Source organism: Peribacillus sp. NPDC101480, from assembly GCF_050277335.1.
GTDB lineage: Bacteria > Bacillota > Bacilli > Bacillales > DSM-1321 > Peribacillus.
On sequence record NZ_JBNNSB010000001.1, the window covers coordinates 128,407 to 148,969 of the forward strand.

The 20,563-nt window shown below is 39.4% G+C and carries 15 protein-coding genes; 12 read left to right on the forward strand and 3 right to left on the reverse strand.

Features of this window, described 5'->3' with window-relative positions; genetic code table 11:
• Window positions 1–76: 76 nt before the first annotated feature.
• From nfsA to ACQKMF_RS00745, 5 genes are all read left to right on the forward strand, one after another.
• Window positions 77–826, forward strand: coding sequence for an oxygen-insensitive NADPH nitroreductase (nfsA, locus tag ACQKMF_RS00725; RefSeq protein WP_101223365.1), 750 nt, complete (start codon window positions 77–79; stop codon window positions 824–826).
• Between the two features lie 290 nt (window positions 827–1,116).
• Window positions 1,117–1,965 carry an ABC transporter ATP-binding protein gene (locus ACQKMF_RS00730; protein WP_101223364.1) on the forward strand — a complete coding sequence of 283 codons (849 nt, stop codon included), beginning with the start codon at window positions 1,117–1,119 and terminating at the stop codon, window positions 1,963–1,965.
• The gene (locus ACQKMF_RS00735; protein WP_101223363.1) at window positions 1,916–2,836 is read left to right on the forward strand and encodes an iron-hydroxamate ABC transporter substrate-binding protein; all 921 of its coding nucleotides are present in this window, start codon (window positions 1,916–1,918) and stop codon (window positions 2,834–2,836) included. Before ACQKMF_RS00730 ends, ACQKMF_RS00735 begins: the two co-directional genes overlap by 50 nt.
• Before the next feature lie 66 nt (window positions 2,837–2,902).
• The gene (locus tag ACQKMF_RS00740; RefSeq protein WP_101223362.1) at window positions 2,903–3,913 is read left to right on the forward strand and encodes a FecCD family ABC transporter permease; all 1,011 of its coding nucleotides are present in this window, start codon (window positions 2,903–2,905) and stop codon (window positions 3,911–3,913) included.
• A complete protein-coding gene (locus tag ACQKMF_RS00745) occupies window positions 3,910–4,917 on the forward strand; it encodes a FecCD family ABC transporter permease (protein WP_260359168.1) in 1,008 nt (335 codons plus the stop codon). The genes ACQKMF_RS00740 and ACQKMF_RS00745 overlap by 4 nt, the downstream gene beginning before the upstream one ends.
• 83 nt (window positions 4,918–5,000) lie before the next feature.
• Here ACQKMF_RS00745 and ACQKMF_RS00750 read toward each other — a convergent pair whose 3' ends face one another.
• Both ACQKMF_RS00750 and ACQKMF_RS00755 read right to left on the reverse strand, forming a co-directional pair.
• Window positions 5,001–5,948 carry a response regulator gene (locus ACQKMF_RS00750; RefSeq protein ID WP_101223360.1) on the reverse strand — a complete coding sequence of 316 codons (948 nt, stop codon included), beginning with the start codon at window positions 5,946–5,948 and terminating at the stop codon, window positions 5,001–5,003.
• Window positions 5,949–5,952: 4 nt separating this feature from the next.
• Window positions 5,953–7,215 carry an ATP-binding protein gene (locus ACQKMF_RS00755; protein ID WP_427572386.1) on the reverse strand — a complete coding sequence of 421 codons (1,263 nt, stop codon included), beginning with the start codon at window positions 7,213–7,215 and terminating at the stop codon, window positions 5,953–5,955.
• Between the two features lie 427 nt (window positions 7,216–7,642).
• Here ACQKMF_RS00755 and ACQKMF_RS00760 point away from each other — a divergent pair, with 427 nt between their 5' ends.
• The 3 genes from ACQKMF_RS00760 (at window position 7,643) to ACQKMF_RS00770 (ending at window position 12,829) form a co-directional block, all read left to right on the forward strand.
• The gene (locus ACQKMF_RS00760; protein WP_202190600.1) at window positions 7,643–8,632 is read left to right on the forward strand and encodes a glutaminase; all 990 of its coding nucleotides are present in this window, start codon (window positions 7,643–7,645) and stop codon (window positions 8,630–8,632) included.
• 199 nt (window positions 8,633–8,831) lie between these two features.
• Window positions 8,832–10,466: an APC family permease gene (locus ACQKMF_RS00765; RefSeq protein WP_101223358.1), complete on the forward strand. Its 1,635-nt coding sequence runs from the start codon at window positions 8,832–8,834 to the stop codon at window positions 10,464–10,466.
• A 467-nt stretch (window positions 10,467–10,933) separates the two neighbouring features.
• Window positions 10,934–12,829: a PrkA family serine protein kinase gene (locus ACQKMF_RS00770; protein WP_101223357.1), complete on the forward strand. Its 1,896-nt coding sequence runs from the start codon at window positions 10,934–10,936 to the stop codon at window positions 12,827–12,829.
• A 184-nt stretch (window positions 12,830–13,013) separates the two neighbouring features.
• Here the strand turns inward: ACQKMF_RS00770 and ACQKMF_RS00775 are convergent, their stop codons facing one another.
• A complete protein-coding gene (locus tag ACQKMF_RS00775; protein ID WP_034315156.1) occupies window positions 13,014–13,223 on the reverse strand; it encodes a metal ABC transporter ATPase in 210 nt (69 codons plus the stop codon).
• 118 nt (window positions 13,224–13,341) lie between these two features.
• Between ACQKMF_RS00775 and ACQKMF_RS00780 the strand changes: the two genes are divergently transcribed.
• The 4 genes from ACQKMF_RS00780 (at window position 13,342) to ACQKMF_RS00795 (ending at window position 20,471) form a co-directional block, all read left to right on the forward strand.
• Window positions 13,342–13,521, forward strand: coding sequence for a hypothetical protein (locus tag ACQKMF_RS00780; protein ID WP_098370934.1), 180 nt, complete (start codon window positions 13,342–13,344; stop codon window positions 13,519–13,521).
• A 455-nt stretch (window positions 13,522–13,976) separates the two neighbouring features.
• Window positions 13,977–15,146: a sporulation protein YhbH gene (gene yhbH, locus ACQKMF_RS00785; RefSeq protein WP_101223356.1), complete on the forward strand. Its 1,170-nt coding sequence runs from the start codon at window positions 13,977–13,979 to the stop codon at window positions 15,144–15,146.
• A gap of 1,502 nt (window positions 15,147–16,648) precedes the next feature.
• The gene (locus ACQKMF_RS00790; RefSeq protein ID WP_427571342.1) at window positions 16,649–19,858 is read left to right on the forward strand and encodes a toxin Cry1Ac domain D-VI-related protein; all 3,210 of its coding nucleotides are present in this window, start codon (window positions 16,649–16,651) and stop codon (window positions 19,856–19,858) included.
• Between the two features lie 190 nt (window positions 19,859–20,048).
• Window positions 20,049–20,471 carry a hypothetical protein gene (locus ACQKMF_RS00795; protein ID WP_427571344.1) on the forward strand — a complete coding sequence of 141 codons (423 nt, stop codon included), beginning with the start codon at window positions 20,049–20,051 and terminating at the stop codon, window positions 20,469–20,471.
• The last annotated feature ends 92 nt before the right edge of the window (window positions 20,472–20,563 follow it).

Sequence of the window (20,563 nt, forward strand, 5' to 3'; positions counted from 1 at the left end):
TCATCATTACTGTCATCGGGGGCATTATTTCAGCCCCGATGATGGATACTTTACATATTCTTTAGGGGTGGGAGCATTGAATAACATTATTGAGAAGATTTTAGATCACCGTTCCATACGTTCTTTTGAGGACAAGTTATTGTCTGAGGAGCAAATCAATACGATTGTGGAATGTGCCCAAGCGGCATCGACTTCAAGTTATATTCAAGCGTATTCAATCATAGGGGTAACCGATCCGGAAAAGAAAGCCAAGCTTGCTGAACTTGCCGGACCACAATCATATGTAGAGAAGAATGGACATCTATTCGTCTTTTGCGCCGATTTATATCGTCATGATATGGTTTCCGAAATGGAAAACACTGACCTGTCCGAATCAATTGAAAGTACGGAGAAATTCATGGTTGCCTGTATTGATGCTGCTCTTGCGGCTCAAAATGCGGCATTGGCAGCAGAATCGATGGATCTTGGCATTTGCTATATAGGCGGGATCCGCAATAATCTCCCAGAAGTGTCAGCAATATTGAATATACCGCATCGCGTTATACCATTATTCGCTCTAGTGGTCGGATATCCGAAAAACCGTTCGGATAAAAAGCCGCGTTTGCCGCTGTCCAATATTTATCATGAAAATGGATATCAGGAGGATAAGCAAGAGTTCATCGGACAACTTGAAGAGTATAATGAAACGATTTCCAGTTATTACGAGCGTCGGACTGAAGGTAAACGAAAAGACACCTGGACCGAGCAAATGGCTGGAATGCTTGGAAAGAAAAGCAGGTTGTACATGAAAGATTATGTTGAGAAGCAAGGATTTAAGAAACATTGATTGATGGTAATGGCTTATTGCCCTTCCCATAAGGGACATCTTCCAAAGTCCTGAGTATGGACCTAGCAGTAAAGATCCCGGAAATATTTCCGGGATCTTTACTGTGTTCATTTGTCAGTCGGTAATATGGACCGGCCCAAAAAATCCTGTCAGAATTTCTTCTTATATGCCCATGAAATTACCATTGACAATATATTTAGATAGAATTATAGTAATTAAGTAGTGGATAATGATAATCATTTTCATTTGAGTTTTTACTTACCTATTTTTAAGTAAATGGAGGTTAAAAAATGGTTCGCCTATATACAGAGGATTTGAATATTGGTTATGGTGAACGTTTAATTGTAAAAGATCTCAGTGTGGAAATTCCAGATAAAAAAATCACGACGATCATCGGTTCAAATGGGTGTGGGAAATCGACACTTTTGAAAGCGATCACCAGAATCATTTCTAATCAATCAGGTACGGTTGTTTTAGATGGGGTGAATATTTCAAAAGAAAGCACTAAGATCCTTGCAAGAAAAATGGCCATACTTCCGCAGACACCCGAGAGTGCAAGCGGTTTGACGGTTGGGGAGCTCGTATCATATGGGCGCTTTCCCTATCAAAAAGGTTTTGGGCGCCTGACCCAAAAAGACTATGATGTGATTGATTGGGCACTTGAAGTGACCGGTACGAAAGACTTCAAGTTCCGTCCGGTGGATGCTCTATCAGGAGGTCAGCGCCAGCGTGTTTGGATTGCGATGGCACTTGCCCAGGAAACGGAAATCATCTTCCTTGATGAGCCGACCACCTATTTGGATATGGCGCATCAGCTGGAGGTTCTAGAATTATTACAAAAGCTGAATGTAGAACAGGGACGTACAATTGTCATGGTTCTTCATGATTTAAACCAAGCTGCTCGCTTTGCCGACTATATCATTGCCTTAAAGGACGGGGAAATAGTCAAAGCAGGAGATTGTGAAGAAGTCATCACTCATGAAGTGCTTAAGGAAGTATTCCATATTGATGCGGTAATCGGACGAGATCAACGAACAAACAAACCAATGTGCAGTACATACAATTTATTAAAAGGAGATTTGACAACAAATGAAAAAGATAATGATCCCGTTTATACTGCTGTTAGTGTTAATTATTAGTGCTTGTGGTAACGAGTCAACCGAAAAAGAAAAAAGCTCCGCTTCCAAAAAGGAAAAATCAGGTACCATCACATATCAATCTGAAAATGGTCCTGTTGAAGTTCCGGCAGATCCTCAACGTGTTTTAGTACTATCTTCATTCGCAGGTAACGTAATGGCTTTGGATGTTAACCTTGTAGGTGTCGATTCGTGGTCTAAAATGAACCCGAACTTTAAAGAGTTAAAAAATGTCGAGGAAGTCACGGACGAAAACCTGGAAAAAATCATTGAGTTGGATCCGGATTTAATCATTGGTTTATCAACGATTAAAAATGTCGATAAATTAAAGGAAATTGCTCCGACTGTAACGTATACATACGGAAAAGTGGACTATTTAACACAGCATGTAGAAATTGGTAAACTTTTGAATAAAGAAAAAGAAGCTCAAGCTTGGGTGGATGATTTCAAAAAACGGGCAAAAACAACCGGTGATGAAATTAAGGCTAAAATTGGAGAAGATGCTACCGTTTCCGTTTTCGAAAAGTTTGACAAACAGTTCTATGTATACGGCGATAATTGGGGCCGTGGAACGGAAATCCTTTATCAAGAAATGAAATTGGGCATGCCTGAAAAGGTAAAAGAAGTGGCATTGAAAGATGGTTACTTTGCCTTATCATTAGAAGTCCTGAAAGACTATGCCGGTGATTATGTGATTTTGAGCAATAACAAAGATCAGGACAATTCATTCCAACAAACAGATACGTTTAAAAACATACCTGCCGTTAAAAACAATCAGCTATATGAAGCTGATGCAAAAAAATTCTACTTCAATGATCCAATAACATTAGAATACCAATTAGACTTCTTTTCTAAAAGTTTTCTTGGAAAATAATACAGTGAGGGAGAGGGATTCCAATTCCTCTCCTTTTATTCTATAAAAAAGAGATGAGAGAGACAGATGACTAAAGAAAATCAACGTTTCATCCCATTTATATATAAACTGCTCATAGGGATTGCTGTATTCATAGGCATGTTCATTATTTCAATGGCATTTGGGGCGGCGGATGTTACTGTAAAAGATGTCTGGCAAGCACTGACATCAAATGCTGTCGGTGAAAAGCTTTCAATCATCCGGGAAATCCGTTTCCCTCGTGAAGTGGGCGCAATCTTTGTTGGTGCAGCACTTGCCGTTTCTGGTGCCATCATGCAGGGAATGACCAGGAATCCACTTGCCGATCCGGGGTTGCTTGGATTGACGGCAGGAGCCAATGCAGGTCTCGCCATTACTTTGGCATTTATTCCAAATGCTAATAATTTAGGGATCATGATTGCGTGTTTTATAGGTTCCGCTGTCGGGGCAACCATGGTTTTCGGAATTGGTGCGATCAAAAAGGGCGGATTTTCACCTTTGCGGATTGTATTGGCTGGTGCTGCAGTCTCTGCATTCCTATTTGCCGTTTCGCAAGGGGTAGGCATTTATTTCAAGGTATCAAAAGATGTATCGATGTGGACAGCTGGCGGGAATATCGGAACTTCATGGGAGCAGCTTCGGGTAATCGTCCCGTTCATTTTGATAGGCATCCTGATTTCCCTTATCTTTTCCAGACAGCTCACCATACTTAGCTTAAGTGAAGAAGTGGCAGTAGGCTTAGGGCAAAAGACAACACAAATAAAGGCGGTTCTTTTCGTAGTCATCATTCTCCTGGCAGGTGCTGCCGTTGCACTTGTTGGAAATATGGTGTTCATCGGCTTAATGGTCCCCCATATTGTTCGGGCTATCGTGGGTACGGATTATCGATTCATCCTTCCTATGTCTGCGATTTTGGGAGCCACTTTCATGCTGCTTGCCGATACAATCGGCCGTACCATCAATTCTCCATATGAAACACCTGTGGTAGCGGTTGTTGCGATGATCGGTTTACCTTTCTTCCTCCTAATCGTGCGTAAAGGGGGTAAAGCATTTTCATGATCCAGTCATCATTAGTCAAAAAACAGCGATGGATAATAGGTGCATTAACTGCACTCATCATCGTTACGATCATTATTGGGACGTGTTCGGGATATTCCAATCTTTCTTTAGGGCGACTGATTCCCACGCTTTTCGGGCAAGGGACGTTTAAAGAGGAATTCATTTTATTTTCCGTAAGGTTACCGCGAATCATCATCACCCTTTTAGCAGGCATGGCCCTTGCACTGTCGGGAGCCATTCTGCAAGGGATCACACGTAATGATTTAGCCGATCCCGGAATCATCGGGATCAACTCAGGAGCAGGTGTTGCCATTGCAGCTTTCTTTCTGTTTTTCCCGCTTGATGCTGGTTCTTTTGTTTACATGGTTCCGCTTGTCGGTTTTATCGGAGCGTTACTGACGGCCTGTTTAATATATATTCTCTCATTCAAGAGAAGGAGTGGCCTTGAACCCGTTCGGTTAGTGTTGATCGGCGTAGGTTTTTCAATGGCGCTTTCAGGCCTGATGATTGTCCTCATTTCATCAGCGGAACGAGAAAAGGTCGATTTCATCTCAAAATGGTTGGCGGGAAATATATGGGGCACGGATTGGCCTTTCGTTTGGGCGATTATTCCATGGTTAATCATCCTCATTCCATTCACTTTATATAAAGCGAATCGTTTGAATCTGCTTGGTTTAAGTGAACCGGTCGCAATTGGGGTCGGTGTATCGATTGAAAAGGAGCGGATCGTACTGCTAATCACGGCTGTAGCACTGGCAGCGGCTGCCGTTTCTGTTACAGGCGGAATTGCATTCATTGGACTTATGTCCCCGCATATAGCGAAATCCTTGGTAGGACCTCGAAATCAACTATTCATTCCGGTCGCCATTTTAATCGGTGGATGGCTATTGCTGCTTGCCGATACTATAGGCCGTAATATAATTGAACCCGAGGGGATTCCTGCAGGTATCATGGTTGCATTGATCGGTGCTCCTTATTTCATGTATTTATTGTTGAAAAAATAAGAACTTGCTAAAATCCCCTGAAATCCTTCAGGGGATTTTATGTTCCATTAAGTGCTTCCGTAGTTTTTTGTTTTAATCATTGATTATCTATATCTAATTATTTCATCAGGATTCAATCGTTTCGCTTCGAAATAAAATACTTGAATAAACTTTTTTGTATTTACCCGGGTAGGTGTAAGAACTATTGTTGAATCATTTTGCAATTCTTTCATTTTTTGGCGTACGACTGTGAAATCAAAAAATTTGGAAGCATAATTTTCAAACTTCGGATTTGAAAAATCCGTTAAACCGAGCGAGGCAAAATGATTTAAGGAATGGTTAATCGTTCTGCGTATTCGCTGTTCGGCAGCTTTTATTTCTCGATTGATATCAGCCTGCAAAGCTGATGTACCGAGCTTTTTTTTGGTGATTTCTACAAAGATATCTTTAAGGGTAGGGAAATGCTTTCCAAAAGTAAAAGTCCTTTCATACATAAATAAATATTGAAGCATCTCCATTAAATCTTTTGCGCCATTTTCTCCAACGATCCCTAATTCCGATAGTAGGAATTCACCTACCTCACTTATACTTTTTTCATTAAAACTATTGGATTTATCAACTTTTGGCTGTTCAAAATTCAATACACTATTCAAAGAAGCTTGGATATTTGTGATCGATCTTTCTAAATGAATCCGTTCCATAACTTTTCGGATAACTGTTAATATCTCAATACGATTGATTGGTTTGGTAATATAATAATCTATTCCAAGTGAGTATGCCTCACCAATCAGCTCCTTTGATTCAACCTGCGAAATCATTATTATTTTTCCGTTAAATGTACTTTTTATATGACGAAGTGTCTCAATGCCATCCCGGATGGGCATTAATAAATCAATGAATAATATATCAATTTGTTTTAAATTCAGAATATGGCCTTCTAATAGACTCCCATCCTCGGCTTCCTCCACCACTTCTCCTAAATCTTCGTTCTCTATAATTTGGCTTAAGTTCGAACGTATGGCACAATCATCATCTGTTATAAAAAAACGCATGGAATCATCCTTTCTGGATCAACTTATGAATGGGTAATTTTATTGAAAAAACAGCGCCGTTAAAACTATTCTCAAACAGGATATCGCCTCCCAGTTCTTTTACGACCTCTTTAACATATGAGAGACCAATCCCCGTTGAAGGTGTCCCGAAATGATCATATTTTGAAGTGAACCCAGGTTTGAATATGACAGTCTGATATTTTTGAGGAATTCCAGGTCCAGTATCAGCAACTTTAAATTCCACATTGTCATGGATTTCACACAAACTTAAACGGACGATTCCCTTATCTTTAATTGCTTCAACTGCATTTGCGACTAAATTATTGAAAAGAGATAACACGGTATACACATGATAATGTGAATCATTTTTTTGATCCAATGAGTATTCGAATTGTATATCCTTTCCTAGAGATAAGGCATATTTTTCATTAATTCGGATAATTAAATGAAAAAGTTCAGCAGCATTCATATAATCCTTAAAACTCTCATTGGAAATCAATTTGGAAAGACCGGCAAAAATTCGTTGATTATCTTTCTTGACTTCATGCATTTCACCCGCGATGCGCAATGCCTTTTGACTATATGGCTCTGTATGAACATGAGGTTGCTTTTCCCGTTTTTCCAGAGCTTTTAAATCTCGATACAAATCATACGATTTCTTTGTAATATTCTCAGCATTTTTTAATGTTTTTTTTAAATGAATCGTTTCCTCGTATAAGTTGGAAATGAGCATCAGCATATGTTCATTTTGTTTTCTGATTTGTCGTTCCCTTGATTGTGCTTCATAAAGCTTCATCATATTAAAAAAACTTAAAACAATAAAACTGTGGGCGAATGCGATCATGATCATCTCGTTCAGTGAACCTAGCGTAATTGTTGTTTCCAATACAATATATTGAAAGATTAATTCTACTGAGTCAGACAATATTTCGATAATGAGACCAATAAATCCAATAATCAAAGATCGGTTTTGAAAGCGATTGATTTTCACTAAATAAAAAAGAAAGCAGTAGGTGAAATAAAAGAAAAAACTTGGATAATGAACTTGGAAAGCGGAAGCCCAGGAAAAACTATCATGAATGAAAAAATCTATAAGAATACGAAATACCACAACCATTGTTCCTGTCAGGAAGCCCGAAAGAATGGCAGGTGTTTTCTGTAATAATAGTAAAAAGAAGAAAAGTACAGGTGGACCAAAACTTACCCGAAACGTTTCATTTAAAGGATAAAAACTCAATTCGCCTGCTAATGGGACTGTTAACAACATCAAAGCAAGGATATTGACCTCTTTTTTCATTAACGTACTCAGATTCAAGTCGTCACCTCCCAATTTGTTTAAAAAATCAGTATACAGTTTCATCAGCTTCAATACAACGCTTACTTTGTTCCTGAATGGAACGGCTTAAAACCAATTATCGCAAAACCAATCTGTTTTTCTATCCACAAAAAATGGTAACGGAACATGTGAGATGATTCCGTTTTTTTAGTGGATTTTTATTTTTTAGATTTTGTAGGTTTTCGTATGATTATGTAGTTCCCAATTTAAAATTAACGGTAGATAGAATTTTTTGAAAGCGCTTAACAATTATTAGAATATTCATTATGTTTTCATCTAATCTATTGCAGCATGATGGCATTCGGTAAAACGCTCATTTTGAATAATGATACAACAACTGAAGAGGTGGAAAAATGTGATTGAAGAATTGTCAAAAGAGTATGACATTCACGTTAGTAGTCAAAAGCAAGCCGACTTAGATGAATGGGTGGCACATTACAGACCCTATGCTACTGAAGGGCAAACCGCCAATTATATACCTGCATTGAGGAATGCACACTTATCGCAATTAGGCATTTGCATACTGGAGCCTGGTGGAACAATGATCAAGTCAGGGGATTGGGAAGTCCCATTCACGCTGCAAAGTATTTCAAAAGTGCTCAGCTTTATAGCCGCGTGCTTGGGTTGTGGCATTTCTTATGTGTTAGAGAGGGTCGATGTGGAACCAACTGGAGATGCTTTCAATTCAATTATTCGTTTAGAAATGCATAAGCCGGGAAAGCCATTCAATCCGATGATAAATGCAGGGGCGATTACCATAGCTTCGCTTCTCCCAGGTGATACTTCACGAAAGAAATTAGAATTTCTCTATACATTATTTGAAAATTTGTTAGGAAAGCGTCCGGCCATCAATGAAGCAGTGTATCAATCTGAGTGGCAAACCTCTCATAGAAATAGAGCCTTGGCTCACTATTTAAAAGAGACGAATTATTTAGAATCGGATGTAGAGGAAGCTTTAGAGGTTTACCTCAAACAATGTTCCATAGTAGTAACCACAGAAGACATAGCCCTGCTTGGGCTGATTCTTGCACAAGATGGATACCATCCCATCCGTAAAGAACAAGTACTCCCAAAAAAAGTGGCTAAGCTGGCCAAAGCATTAATGCTTACTTGTGGTATGTACAATGCTTCAGGTAAATTTGCGGCTTTTGTGGGGGTGCCTGCCAAAAGTGGAGTATCTGGCGGGATCATGGCACTTGTTCCTCCAAGTTCCAGAAGCGGGCTTCCCTTTCAAGATGGATGTGGCATTGGTATATACGGACCTGCCATTGATGAATATGGGAATAGCGTAACAGGTGGTATGTTATTGAAACAAATGGCACAGGAATGGGATCTTAGTATTTTCTAAAAGCAGAGAAAATCTGTTCATATTAAAAAAGCAATATAGGGTACATCCAAAATTTGCATTACAATTCACTAAACTTAGCAAGAGGTGATGCAATTCAGCAATCACTTCAAGAATCAATTGGACGAACTTGAAACAATTGATAAATCAGTTAAGAACGTCATTATAAAGAATGAAATTTGGAAAGCATGGTGATGAACATATGAATAATTTGCAGCGAAAGATGGGTACGTTTTCGTTAACGATGGTAGGACTCGGGTCAATTATTGGCTCAGGTTGGTTATTCGGAGCATGGAAAGCGGCACAAATCGCAGGACCGGCTGCCATTATCTCCTGGATTATCGGGATGGTTGTTATTTTATTTATCGCACTATCTTACAGTGAATTAGGGGCAATGTTTCCTGAAGCTGGGGGGATGGTAAAATATACGCAATACTCTCATGGCTCGTTTATAGGTTTTCTTGCAGGTTGGGCAAACTGGATCGCAATTGTTTCTGTAATTCCAGTCGAAGCGATTGCTTCTGTTCAATATATGAGCTCATGGCCATGGAAATGGGCGGAGTGGACACATGGTTTAGTAGAAAATGGGAGTCTAACTGGGGCAGGCTTGGCAATTGCTTCTGCATTATTGGTCGTCTATTTTTTATTGAATTACTGGACAGTTAGTTTGTTTTCAAAAGCAAATTCATTTATTACAGTCTTTAAGGTTATTATACCTGGACTGACGATCGGCTCACTTTTATTTGCCGGTTTTCATGGATCTAATTTTACCTCTGCAGGAAGTATCGCTCCTAATGGTTGGGCAAGTGTGCTTACTGCTGTAGCAACTTCTGGTATCATCTTTGCATTTAACGGTTTTCAAAGTCCGATTAACATGGCAGGTGAGGCAAAGAATCCTGGACGTTCGATTCCATTTGCAGTAATAGGCTCCATCTTAATTGCAACGGTTATCTACGTTTTATTACAGATTGCATTTATTGGGGCCGTTGATCCGTCCATGATTGTGAACGGATGGCAACATTTGAATTTCAATTCACCGTTTGCTGATTTAGCAATAGTCCTAGGTATAAACTGGTTAGTTATTTTACTATACGTTGATGCTTTTATTTCTCCTTCCGGGACGGGAATAACATACACGGCGACAACGTCAAGAATGCTTTATGGAATGGAAAAGAATAAATATTTGCCAAGCGTATTTGGAAAACTTCATCCACTTTATGGTATCCCTCGTCAAGCCATGTTTTTTAATCTAGGTGTATCCTTCTTATTTTTATTCATGTTTAGAGGCTGGGGAGTATTGGCAGAGGTTATTTCGGTTGCGACATTAGTTTCTTATATTACAGGTCCAGTTACTGTTATGACATTAAGGCGCACCGGTCAGAATTTATACAGACCATTACGTCTAAAAGGATTAAGTATCATTGCACCGCTTGGCTTTGTTTTTGCTTCTTTGGTTTTATATTGGGCAAGGTGGCCACTGACAGGACAAGTATTATTTATCATTATGATTGGTCTCCCAGTTTATTTCTATTATCAAGCAAAAATCAATTGGAAGGGATTCCGTCAAAACTTCTTGGCTGGGGTTTGGATGGTTGTTTACTTACTCTGTATGATGACCATTTCATACTTAGGCAGTGAAAAGTTTGGTGGACTAAACATAATCCCATTTGGTTGGGATATGGTCCTCATAACATGTTTATCTCTAGGGTTTTATAGTTGGGCAATAAAGAGCGGATTCCAAACAGAATATTTGGAACAAGGACAAAAAGTAAATGAAGACTTGAGATCGATGGAGAATAACATTGCCGCTCACACTGAAAAAAAGGACGCTGTATAAATGGTGTAGCCATTTCATTGATTGGCATGCTCTAACTATTAATATCGATGAGGGTGAAAAAAAGGGGGACGGCAAATTTAATTTGCTGTCCCCTTTTTGGATTTAAGAAAGGCTGTTATTTTTTTATTTCACACCTGGTTTATCATTATACCCGGCAGTGAAGATAGCGGCTAAAAATGTAATAGCAACCCCAACGATAATAACTGTGCCCATGCTGTGACCTCCCTTTACCCATATTGTCCCACTTAAGTATAGGCTTAGTATACCCTAATTTTTAGCAGGAGTGCACACAATTTTTCTTGTCAGCATAATTGTCCTCAATTCTTCAATGATTAAGCCTTTTTCGATACTGGAGAGCCAAGGGCTATTCGAAACAATGGCCGGCGACTTTTTAAAGTCTGACATGTTTGTCAGACTTGGAGCATAGATTTAAGTATTCTCTGAAAGTGACAGGGGGAGGTTCCTTAATGGATATTTTAAAGAAAATCGAAAAATTTAGAGAAGATGAACAGAAGCTGAAGTGGGAAGGCACCTTCGCAGAGTACTTAGAAATATTGAAAGAAACGCCTTTAGTTGCTCAATCTGCTCATTCACGTGTATACAACATGATCAGAGATGCAGGGATAGAGGAAGTAAATGGGACAAAGAAATACAATTTTTTCAGCGGTCAGTTGTTTGGCCTTGAAGATTCACTGGAAAGGCTCATCGAGGAATATTTCCATCCGGCGGCAAAGCGGCTCGATGTCCGTAAGCGGATATTGCTTCTAATGGGTCCTGTGTCAGGCGGGAAGTCCACACTCGTTTCTTTACTGAAGCGTGGACTTGAAAATTATTCATTAAAAGACACTGGTGCCATTTATGCAATAAAAGGATGCCCGATGCATGAAGATCCACTGCATCTCATTCCTCAATATTTACGGGATGATTTTTTTGAAGAATATGGAATAAGGATAGAAGGAAACCTATCGCCGCTGAATGTAATGAGGTTAGAACAGGAGTATGGAAGCAGGATTGAAGATGTGATGGTCGAGCGTATTTTCCTTTCGGAGGATAAGCGTGTTGGAATTGGAACGTTCAGTCCTTCAGACCCAAAATCACAGGATATCGCTGATTTGACGGGCAGCATCGATTTTTCGACCATTGCCGAATACGGATCCGAATCAGATCCGCGGGCCTATCGTTTTGATGGTGAGCTGAACAAGGCGAACCGCGGGATGATGGAGTTCCAGGAGATGCTGAAATGTGATGAGAAGTTCTTATGGCATTTGCTATCATTGACACAAGAGGGGAATTTTAAGGCAGGACGTTTTGCATTGATCAGTGCCGATGAACTCATTGTGGCCCATACGAATGAAACGGAGTATAAAGCGTTCATTTCCAATAAGAAAAATGAAGCATTGCATTCCCGTATCATTGTCATGCCGATTCCATATAATCTGAAGGTTACCGAAGAAGAAAAGATTTATGAAAAAATGATCCGTGAAAGTGATGTCTCGGATGTTCATATAGCTCCGCATACATTAAGGGTGGCGGCAATCTTCAGCATCATGACACGATTGAAGGATCCCAAAAAGGGCGATATCGATTTAGTGAAAAAGATGAGGCTTTATGATGGGGAAAATGTCGAAGGATTTAATTCCGCAGACATCAATGAATTGAAAAAAGAATATCAGGACGAAGGCATGAGCGGAATCGATCCGCGTTACGTAATTAACCGGATTTCCTCTACGATCATTCGTAAGGAAAACCCGTCCATTAATGCGTTGGATGTACTTATGTCATTAAAAGCAGGTCTTGACCAGCATCCGTCCATTACGAACGAACTTCGGGAGAGGTATTTGAATTTCATTTCACTGGCACGTAAAGAATACGATGCCATTGCAAAAAATGAAGTCCAAAAGGCATTTGTCTATTCATATGAAGAGTCGGCGAAGATCCTCATGGATAATTATCTGGACAATGTCGAAGCATACTGCAATAAATCAAGGCTGCGTGATCCATTGACTGGGGAAGAAATCAATCCAGATGAAAAACTGATGCGCTCGATTGAAGAGCAAATTGGAATTTCCGAGAATGCAAAAAAAGCATTCCGCGAAGAAATATTGATTCGCATTTCTGCATATGCGCGTAAAGGTAAGAGATTCGATTATAATTCCCATGATCGTTTACGGGAAGCAATCCAGAAAAAACTATTTGCTGATTTGAAGGATGTCGTAAAGATCACTACTTCAACGAAGACACCAGACGAAAGGCAACTGAAGAAAGTGAACGAGGTCATCACGAGACTTATCGACGAGCACGGTTATAATTCCACCTCAGCCAATGATTTGCTGCGCTATGTGGGAAGCTTGTTAAATCGGTAATCCATACTTTTTTGCCCCTGCCCCAATCGGGCAGGGGTTTATTGCCTTTTGCGGAAGGTAAATAAAAGAAAGGTGGACTTCTGAATCCCCTGAAATCATGCATCTTTTGTTAAAGGGTGATTATAGAAGGCAAAGATTAAAGCACCGGGCCCTTCTGAATGGAGGGAGTCCGGTGCTTTAATTTCTATTTAGTTACATTCAAACCATACTGTTCAATAAGTGTAATAAGTTGATTCGGTGATAGTTTTTCTTCGCTATGATCGATTTTAATTTCCCCATCATCAACATCGATGATCGCTCGTTCCACACCTTCCGTTTTCAAAAGTATGGACTCCAGATTTAAAATCGGACCTTCTGACGTTGCTTCCTTTACATAAAGGGTAGTTGTTTGCATACTTCTTGCACCTCCTTACATTAGCTCATAATGTCTTATCTATACCCCATATTTCCATTGGATATGTTACGTTTTGGATTTGGAAATATTGGGTATCAATAAGTAGAGGTGATGGCAAATGAGTAAAGAGGAATTGAAAAAAGAACATGTTCCGGAAAATAGCTCCATGGCTAAGGATTATGAAGAGATGAAAGAACTTGGAAAGCAGATGGAAAATCAAAGGACGAATGAAGAATTGAAAGAGTGGGATAAACGCCCAGGTACAGTTCAACATGAAATAGAGGAAGATGAAGATTGACGAATATCACAACCAGAATCCTTCTATCTGTGTAAAAGGGTGTCCAGAAAAACTGCTGGTGCACCCTTTTTGTTGTATTTCATTAATTACGCTGGCATTTTAATAATCCTATTATCCGAAAAATGAAACCCGCTTAAAGCGAACAGACCTGAAGATCATCAGGTCTGTTCGTTTTCTTGAAATATTTATTTTGCAGTGGCATTTTTAAAAAAACTTTAAAGGGCATCTAATGCCCATGTCAGGACTTGTCTAGTTCGTAGGTAAACGTCCATTATTGAATTTTGTTGTAAATTATCCAGCATCGCTGCATAAGATAGAGTAATACTTTTCTTTTAATCCGTTTTTTCGCACTGTATTTTTGATTGGAAAACCGGAATGATGTGGGCTTTCCCACACTAATTTATTATATGAAGGAATGATGAAAAGCGTGCAAACATTTTTAAGGGGGGAAGAGAATGTCGGAAGAGAGTAATCAACAGTATGTTATCTCACAGGAAAATTGGTCCCTCCATCGGAAAGGCTATGATGATCAACAACGTCATCAGGAAAAGGTGCAGGAAGCGATCAAGAATAATTTGCCTGATCTAATTTCAGAAGAAAGCATCGTGATGTCCAATGGCCGGGATGTTATCAAGATTCCCATTCGCTCCTTGGATGAATACAAAATTCGTTATAACTATGATAAAAACAAACATGTAGGGCAAGGCGATGGAGACAGTAAAGTGGGGGATGTAGTCGCGAGGGATGGCTCACCGTCCGATGCCGGGGCTGGTAAGGGCCAGGGTGCAGGTGACAAGGCTGGCGAGGATTATTATGAAGCCGAAGTATCGATGATGGAATTGGAGGAAGCCCTGTTCAGCCAATTGGAACTCCCTAATCTTCAGAAGAAAGAACACGCGGAGCACACGCTTGAACACATCGAATTCAACGATATCCGCAAGACAGGCCTAATGGGAAATATCGACAAAAAGAAAACAATGATATCGGCTTTCAAACGGAACGCTTTAAGGGGGGACCCAGGTTTTCATCCTATTTATAAGGAAGATTTTAAATTCAAAACTTGGAATGAGATTCAGAAACCTGATTCCAAAGCAGTTGTACTGGCAATGATGGATACTTCCGGAAGCATGGGGTTATGGGAAAAATATATGGCTCGAAGCTTTTTCTTTTGGATGAACCGCTTCTTGCGGACAAAATATGAAACGGTGGAAATCGAGTTTATAGCCCATCATACAGAAGCGAAAGTTGTTCCGGAAGAGGATTTCTTTTCAAAAGGGGAAAGCGGCGGTACGATTTGTTCGTCCGTATACCGAAAAGCATTAGAACTTATTGATCATAAATATGACCCCGCGAAGTTTAATATCTATCCGTTTCACTTTTCCGATGGTGATAACCTAACATCCGATAACGTCCGCTGCGTTAAGCTTGTTGAAGAACTCATGAAGGTTTCCAATATGTTCGGATACGGGGAAGTCAATCAATACAATCGTCATTCGACATTGATGACAGCTTATAAGAACATCGATAATGAAAAATTCAGGTACTATATCCTTAAACAAAAGGCTGACGTTTTCCATGCAATGAAGAGCTTTTTTAAAGACGAGGAAAGTAAGAAGTATGCTTAAAGAAATAAGTTAGCTTGTTCTGGATTGTAGGGAAGCGTCATTCTCTCTACAATCTTTTTTTATTTATCGATTAATCTGATTTAAAATCATTCAGTTCAAGTTGGTGACTAATCGAAGGATTCTAAAAAAATCTCCCTATGAGGCAGATGAATAGCATTCGCTCATTAATTCATGATATGAAGTTACGGTTTTCGTTCATGACACTCCGTTCCACCCCTTCTTCACCTGCTAAGATAACTTCTTACGGGAAGGCGCAATATAAAAAATGGTTTATCTCATTTCATTTTTGAAACGTTATGACTTGGAATATATTATAAAATAAAGTAGCAGTGAGGATCCTTCCCAAAAACCCCATTGCAGAAGACCCATACTCTGAGCGGTTCCAAAACATTGTGCCTTTGATAACCCCTCTGGCAGCCTGTTCCCTATGATCCCAGGGGGCAGGCTGGTTTTTTATGAGTAATTTTTTCGGTCCTTTAAGAAATAAAAAGTACAGGTGAATTGAATATTAGTAGGTCTGTTTTACTCAGTAGCCATTCGATTTTATTTGCTATGCCCACTCCTCCTTTTTATCCTTATGCCATTTAATCCAACGCTAGTTCTTCGGTAGTAAAATCAGCCGCCCCCTAATCTGCACCTGCTTTTTCGAAATCCAATGAAGAATGGACTGCATTTCTTTTCTGAACGAATGATTTTACTTTATGAAATACCGACACTAGCCTTTTTGTATATAATGATGCCAGAATCTAAATCTGGATAATATCAACATCATGATAAAGGAGAAAGATGATGTCGAAGCAATATAACTTTTTATTACTATGGGTGTCACAAACTTGGTTCACTCTATTGAAATACAGGATCTATTTTATTCAAGCCTTTTTAGTCTTACTTCTGATGTATCTTTTATTAAATAAACAGGAAATAAATACGCTGAAAATCACCCTCATTTTAATAACTTCACTATCCTTTCTTAAAAGTGCCCATGGAAAAAAGGGTGAATAAAAGTAAAAGTGGTATGTAAGGAGATTACGGTGAAAGGTTCTATGGCGTGTACCAAGTGCGTTAGGTGATATATATGTTCATGTAATCCGACGGAACGTTATGACAATGAGCTATAAGAAAAATAGAAGAAACTCTTCAGGGAATGTAAATGATAAATCCTTTCATGCGTAAATGTGATAAGACGGAACCGATGGTTTCTTTTATCACATTTTTTTAGTTATGTAACCATAATGATTGTAGCCCTAAAAGAATCATTAAATTTTATGGAATTTAAACGAGGAGATTTGATGAGAGGACCTGCTTTTATAAAATGCAGGATCATTTCACCCGATGGAACTCATCACCATAAATGAAAATAATCACATTAAAATTGACGTTTAATGCCCAAATGTGGTTCCTAAAATGATTTTTTATGGATCATTATTGGAACGAGGTACTTCTCGAAAAAAAGTATTATTGATCTTGTAAGTAAAATTTTTTTTTAGAGGAGCGTTTCTTTTATGAAGAAAAGTAAAATGTTAAAACCTATTAACGTTATGACAACATCATTTCTATTAGCAAGTTCTCTATTAATGCCAAGTGCAGGTTTTGCAGAAGAACTATCCACACCAAAGAATGAGGAAAGTTCGAATTCACAAGAGTCTGGGGTGAAAAATCAAGAAGCTCGTACACAAACAAACGAAACTCAATCTTCTGGGAAAGCAGCTTCAAAAATGATGGTAAATGAAGCAGTCGTCAATAATTTTCAAGAGTTGAAGGCAGCCTTAGAAACGGATAACGGAATTACTGCGATCCATCTTGGACAAAACATTGATATCAGCGGAGCGATTAAAATTCACCCGGCAAAATCGGAAATCGTGATCGAAGGTAATAACCATATAATAACGGAAACAGGGTCAACAGGATCAAAAGGCGGTATTTATGCCAACGGTAATATTTTAAGCAGTGTCCATGTAAAAAACGTAAATATTAAAGGGAAGAACTATTACGGTCTCATTACAATACATGATGTAACAAAAAATGTAGAGCAAATATTCGAAAATGTAAACTACAATGGGCCACAATTAATCTGGAACCGTAACGGGAAAGCTGTTTTCAAAGGAGTAAACGACATTTATATTCAGGATAATGCAGTATCAGGCTCATCCATAACGCACGAGATGGCGGAAACTGGAAGTGTGGAAATTGATGGTGAAACTCATATTAGCCATAATAGTGGCCATGCTCTTATTTGGTCGATTTCAAAAGAACCTCAATTTAAGATCGCACCAAATGCGAATGTGAAAATTTTTACAAGTAAGAGCGGGTATGGAATATTTTATGCAACAGGCGGTGATGCAGATTTTTCCATTGGGGCTAATGCAAAGCTAGAGATTGATGGAAAAAAAGGAGTTACCGAATCTGGGAAGTTTAAGTCATTTAACGTGGATGCCGGTGCAGATGTACAGATGAATAGATCTGGTACGGATTCATACCCAATGGTTTCGCTTTATGGACCGGCACAGATCAATAATCAAGCAAAACTCCATGTAACTACAGAAGACGGTCATGCTTTGGAAGTGGAAAATAAACCAACCACCATTGATTTTAATACTCCTGAGAATGTTGTCTTGTCCTCAGTGAAAAAACAAGCATTAAATAATTTAAGCACCTCCCTTACGATGAGTATGGATACAGGCATGTTAAAGCTCTGGACGAGTCCGACAGGCGATCCTGCAAATAGTCATGTGGGCAAATCCGGTGGCAATCTTACTTGGCAAGGTATATATAAATATAACGTAGCTCAATCAATTGGTGGCAATCCAGAGAATTTCAATATTGAATTTAGTAAAACAAAAAAGATTGAATTAGGAAAAGATGTAGATGGGCAGGCAGAAAAAGACCTAACCGATGCGAAGAACAAAGTGGAAGATCTGTTCACGGACGGTAAGTTCGATACATTGGAAGGAACGACAGATCAAGGGGCGATTGACGAAGCCCAAAAAGCGGTCAATAAGCTTCCTGAAGGTGCAGAAAAAGACCGTCTTCAAGACTTATTGAACAAAGCGCAAGATTTATTGAACAAAAAAGAACAAGCAGAAAAAGACCTAACCGATGCGAAGAACAAAGTGGAAGATCTGTTCACGGACGGTAAGTTCGATACATTGGAAGGAACGACAGATCAAGGGGCGATTGACGAAGCCCAAAAAGCGGTCAATAAGCTTCCTGAAGGTGCAGAAAAAGACCGTCTTCAAGACTTATTGAACAAAGCGCAAGATTTATTGAACAAAAAAGAACAAGCAGAAAAAGACCTAACCGATGCGAAGAATAAAGTGGAAGATCTGTTCACGGACGATAAGTTCGATACATTGGAAGACACGACGGATCAAGGGGCGATTGACGAAGCCCAAGAAGCGGTCAATAAGCTTCCTGAAGGTGCAGAAAAGGACCGTCTTCAAGACTTATTGAACAAAGCGAAAGATTTATTGAACAAAAAAGAACAAGCAGAAAAAGATCTAACCGATGCAAAGAACAAAGTGGAAGATCTGTTCACGGACGATAGGTTCGATACATTGGAAGGCACGACGGATCAAGGGGCGATTGACGAAGCCCAAAAAGCGGTCAATAAACTTCCGGAAGGTGCAGAAAAAGACCGTCTGCAAGACTTATTGAACAAAGCGCAAGATCTATTGAACAAAAAAGAACAAGCAGAAAAAGATCTAACCGATGCAAAGAACAAAGTGGAAGATCTGTTCACGGACGATAAGTTCGATACATTGGAAGACACGACGGATCAAGGGGCGATTGACGAAGCCCAAGAAGCGGTCAATAAGCTTCCTGATGGTGCAGAAAAAGACCGTCTTCAAGATTTATTGAACAAAGCGCAAGATTTATTGGATAAAGATATAACGGCTCCAGATGCACCGAAATTGAATGAGGTTACAACAAACAGTAAAGAGGTAACAGGAAGCGGTGAACCTGAAGCAAATGTGACCGTCACCATTAATTCCAAGAAATATACCGGAGTTGTAGGTCCTGAAGGGAAATTCAGGGTTGAGATTCCAAATCAACCAGTCCATACGGTTATTACTGTTACCCTTACCGACGCGGCTGGGAATGTCAGCGAGAGTTCATCTGTCAGGGTAGTACAGTTTATGCCAAGTGAACCTGTAAAGATCAATCCTGTGTACCCAATTGCAGAGGTTATAACTGGAACTGCTCCTGAAGGGGCAACTATCGTTCGCTTATTGGTAAATGGCGAAGCACTGCGTACGGCACCTGTCAATGAAGATGGAACATTCAGTATATACAGTAAGTATGTAGGAGTAGATGAGAATGGAAATAATAAAACCCTACAAGTAGGCGATATCGTAACGGTTGACTACGGTGTTCGGACTCCATCGAACCTACAGGCTCATACTACGGTAATCAAGGAAGCGGAGAAACTGCAGGTGAATCCTGTAGCTCCTAATGCCGATCATGTTACGGGCAAGGCATCGGAGGGAACTAAGAGTCTCCGTTTGCTAGTGAATGGAATAGCGCAGAGAACAGTGTCTCTAACTCAGACTGGGGCAGGATTCATTAATCCAGATGGAAGTTACCAAATTTACAGCCGGTTTATTGTGGATGAAAATGGGGTTACTCGAAGATTGCAAGCAGGAGATGTCATTGAAGTTGACAATGGACCTCTAGTAGTTGGGGGAGAAATAGCAAAAACAGTAGTGAAATAATCAATTCGATAATGATGTAAGAAGGCCTCTCCTATTGGAAGTGGGTCCTTCTTACATGTTTGAAAACGCTTCTTAAAGTGTTTGAGTATTTTTTCGTTACAAGGAAAGAAGTCCAATTTTTAAATGAGATAAAAGGTACTGAAGAATCTCTCTTTAAGAAGGGTTTATATTTTTTAAAAGGAGTGGAATCATGATATTGAAGAGAAGGTTCAGAAGTATTGGAATCTGTATATTTACATTAAGTATATTTTTGACAGGCTGCATGTCAGGAGAAAAGGAAGTCCAGAAAGAAATGCAAAAGCAAACGAATACTTCTACTAAGGACGAAACGGATAAAAAAGAAACAGGACAAGAGAAGACCGTATCTGGCGTAAGTATTGGGATTGAAGAAGCATTGCAGCTCGAGCATCCAGATCAAAAAGGAAAAAAAGTTTTACAGTTACAGCTGAAGGCAACTAATAAAACGGCAGAAGAAAAATTTGTAGACGTTTTTGAAATGTCGGTATGGAATCAAGAGGATAAAAAACTACGTATCTATCCAGGAGATAATCTAGGCACGAAACTGGCTCCTGGAAAAAGTGTAAAAGGTAATGGGTACTATGTGATTGAATGAAAGGGACCTTACAAGGTGCAGTATGAAAATACTGAAACGAAAGATAAGCAGGAATGGACTATTAACAAAGTGAAGGACATGACAGAGGACGA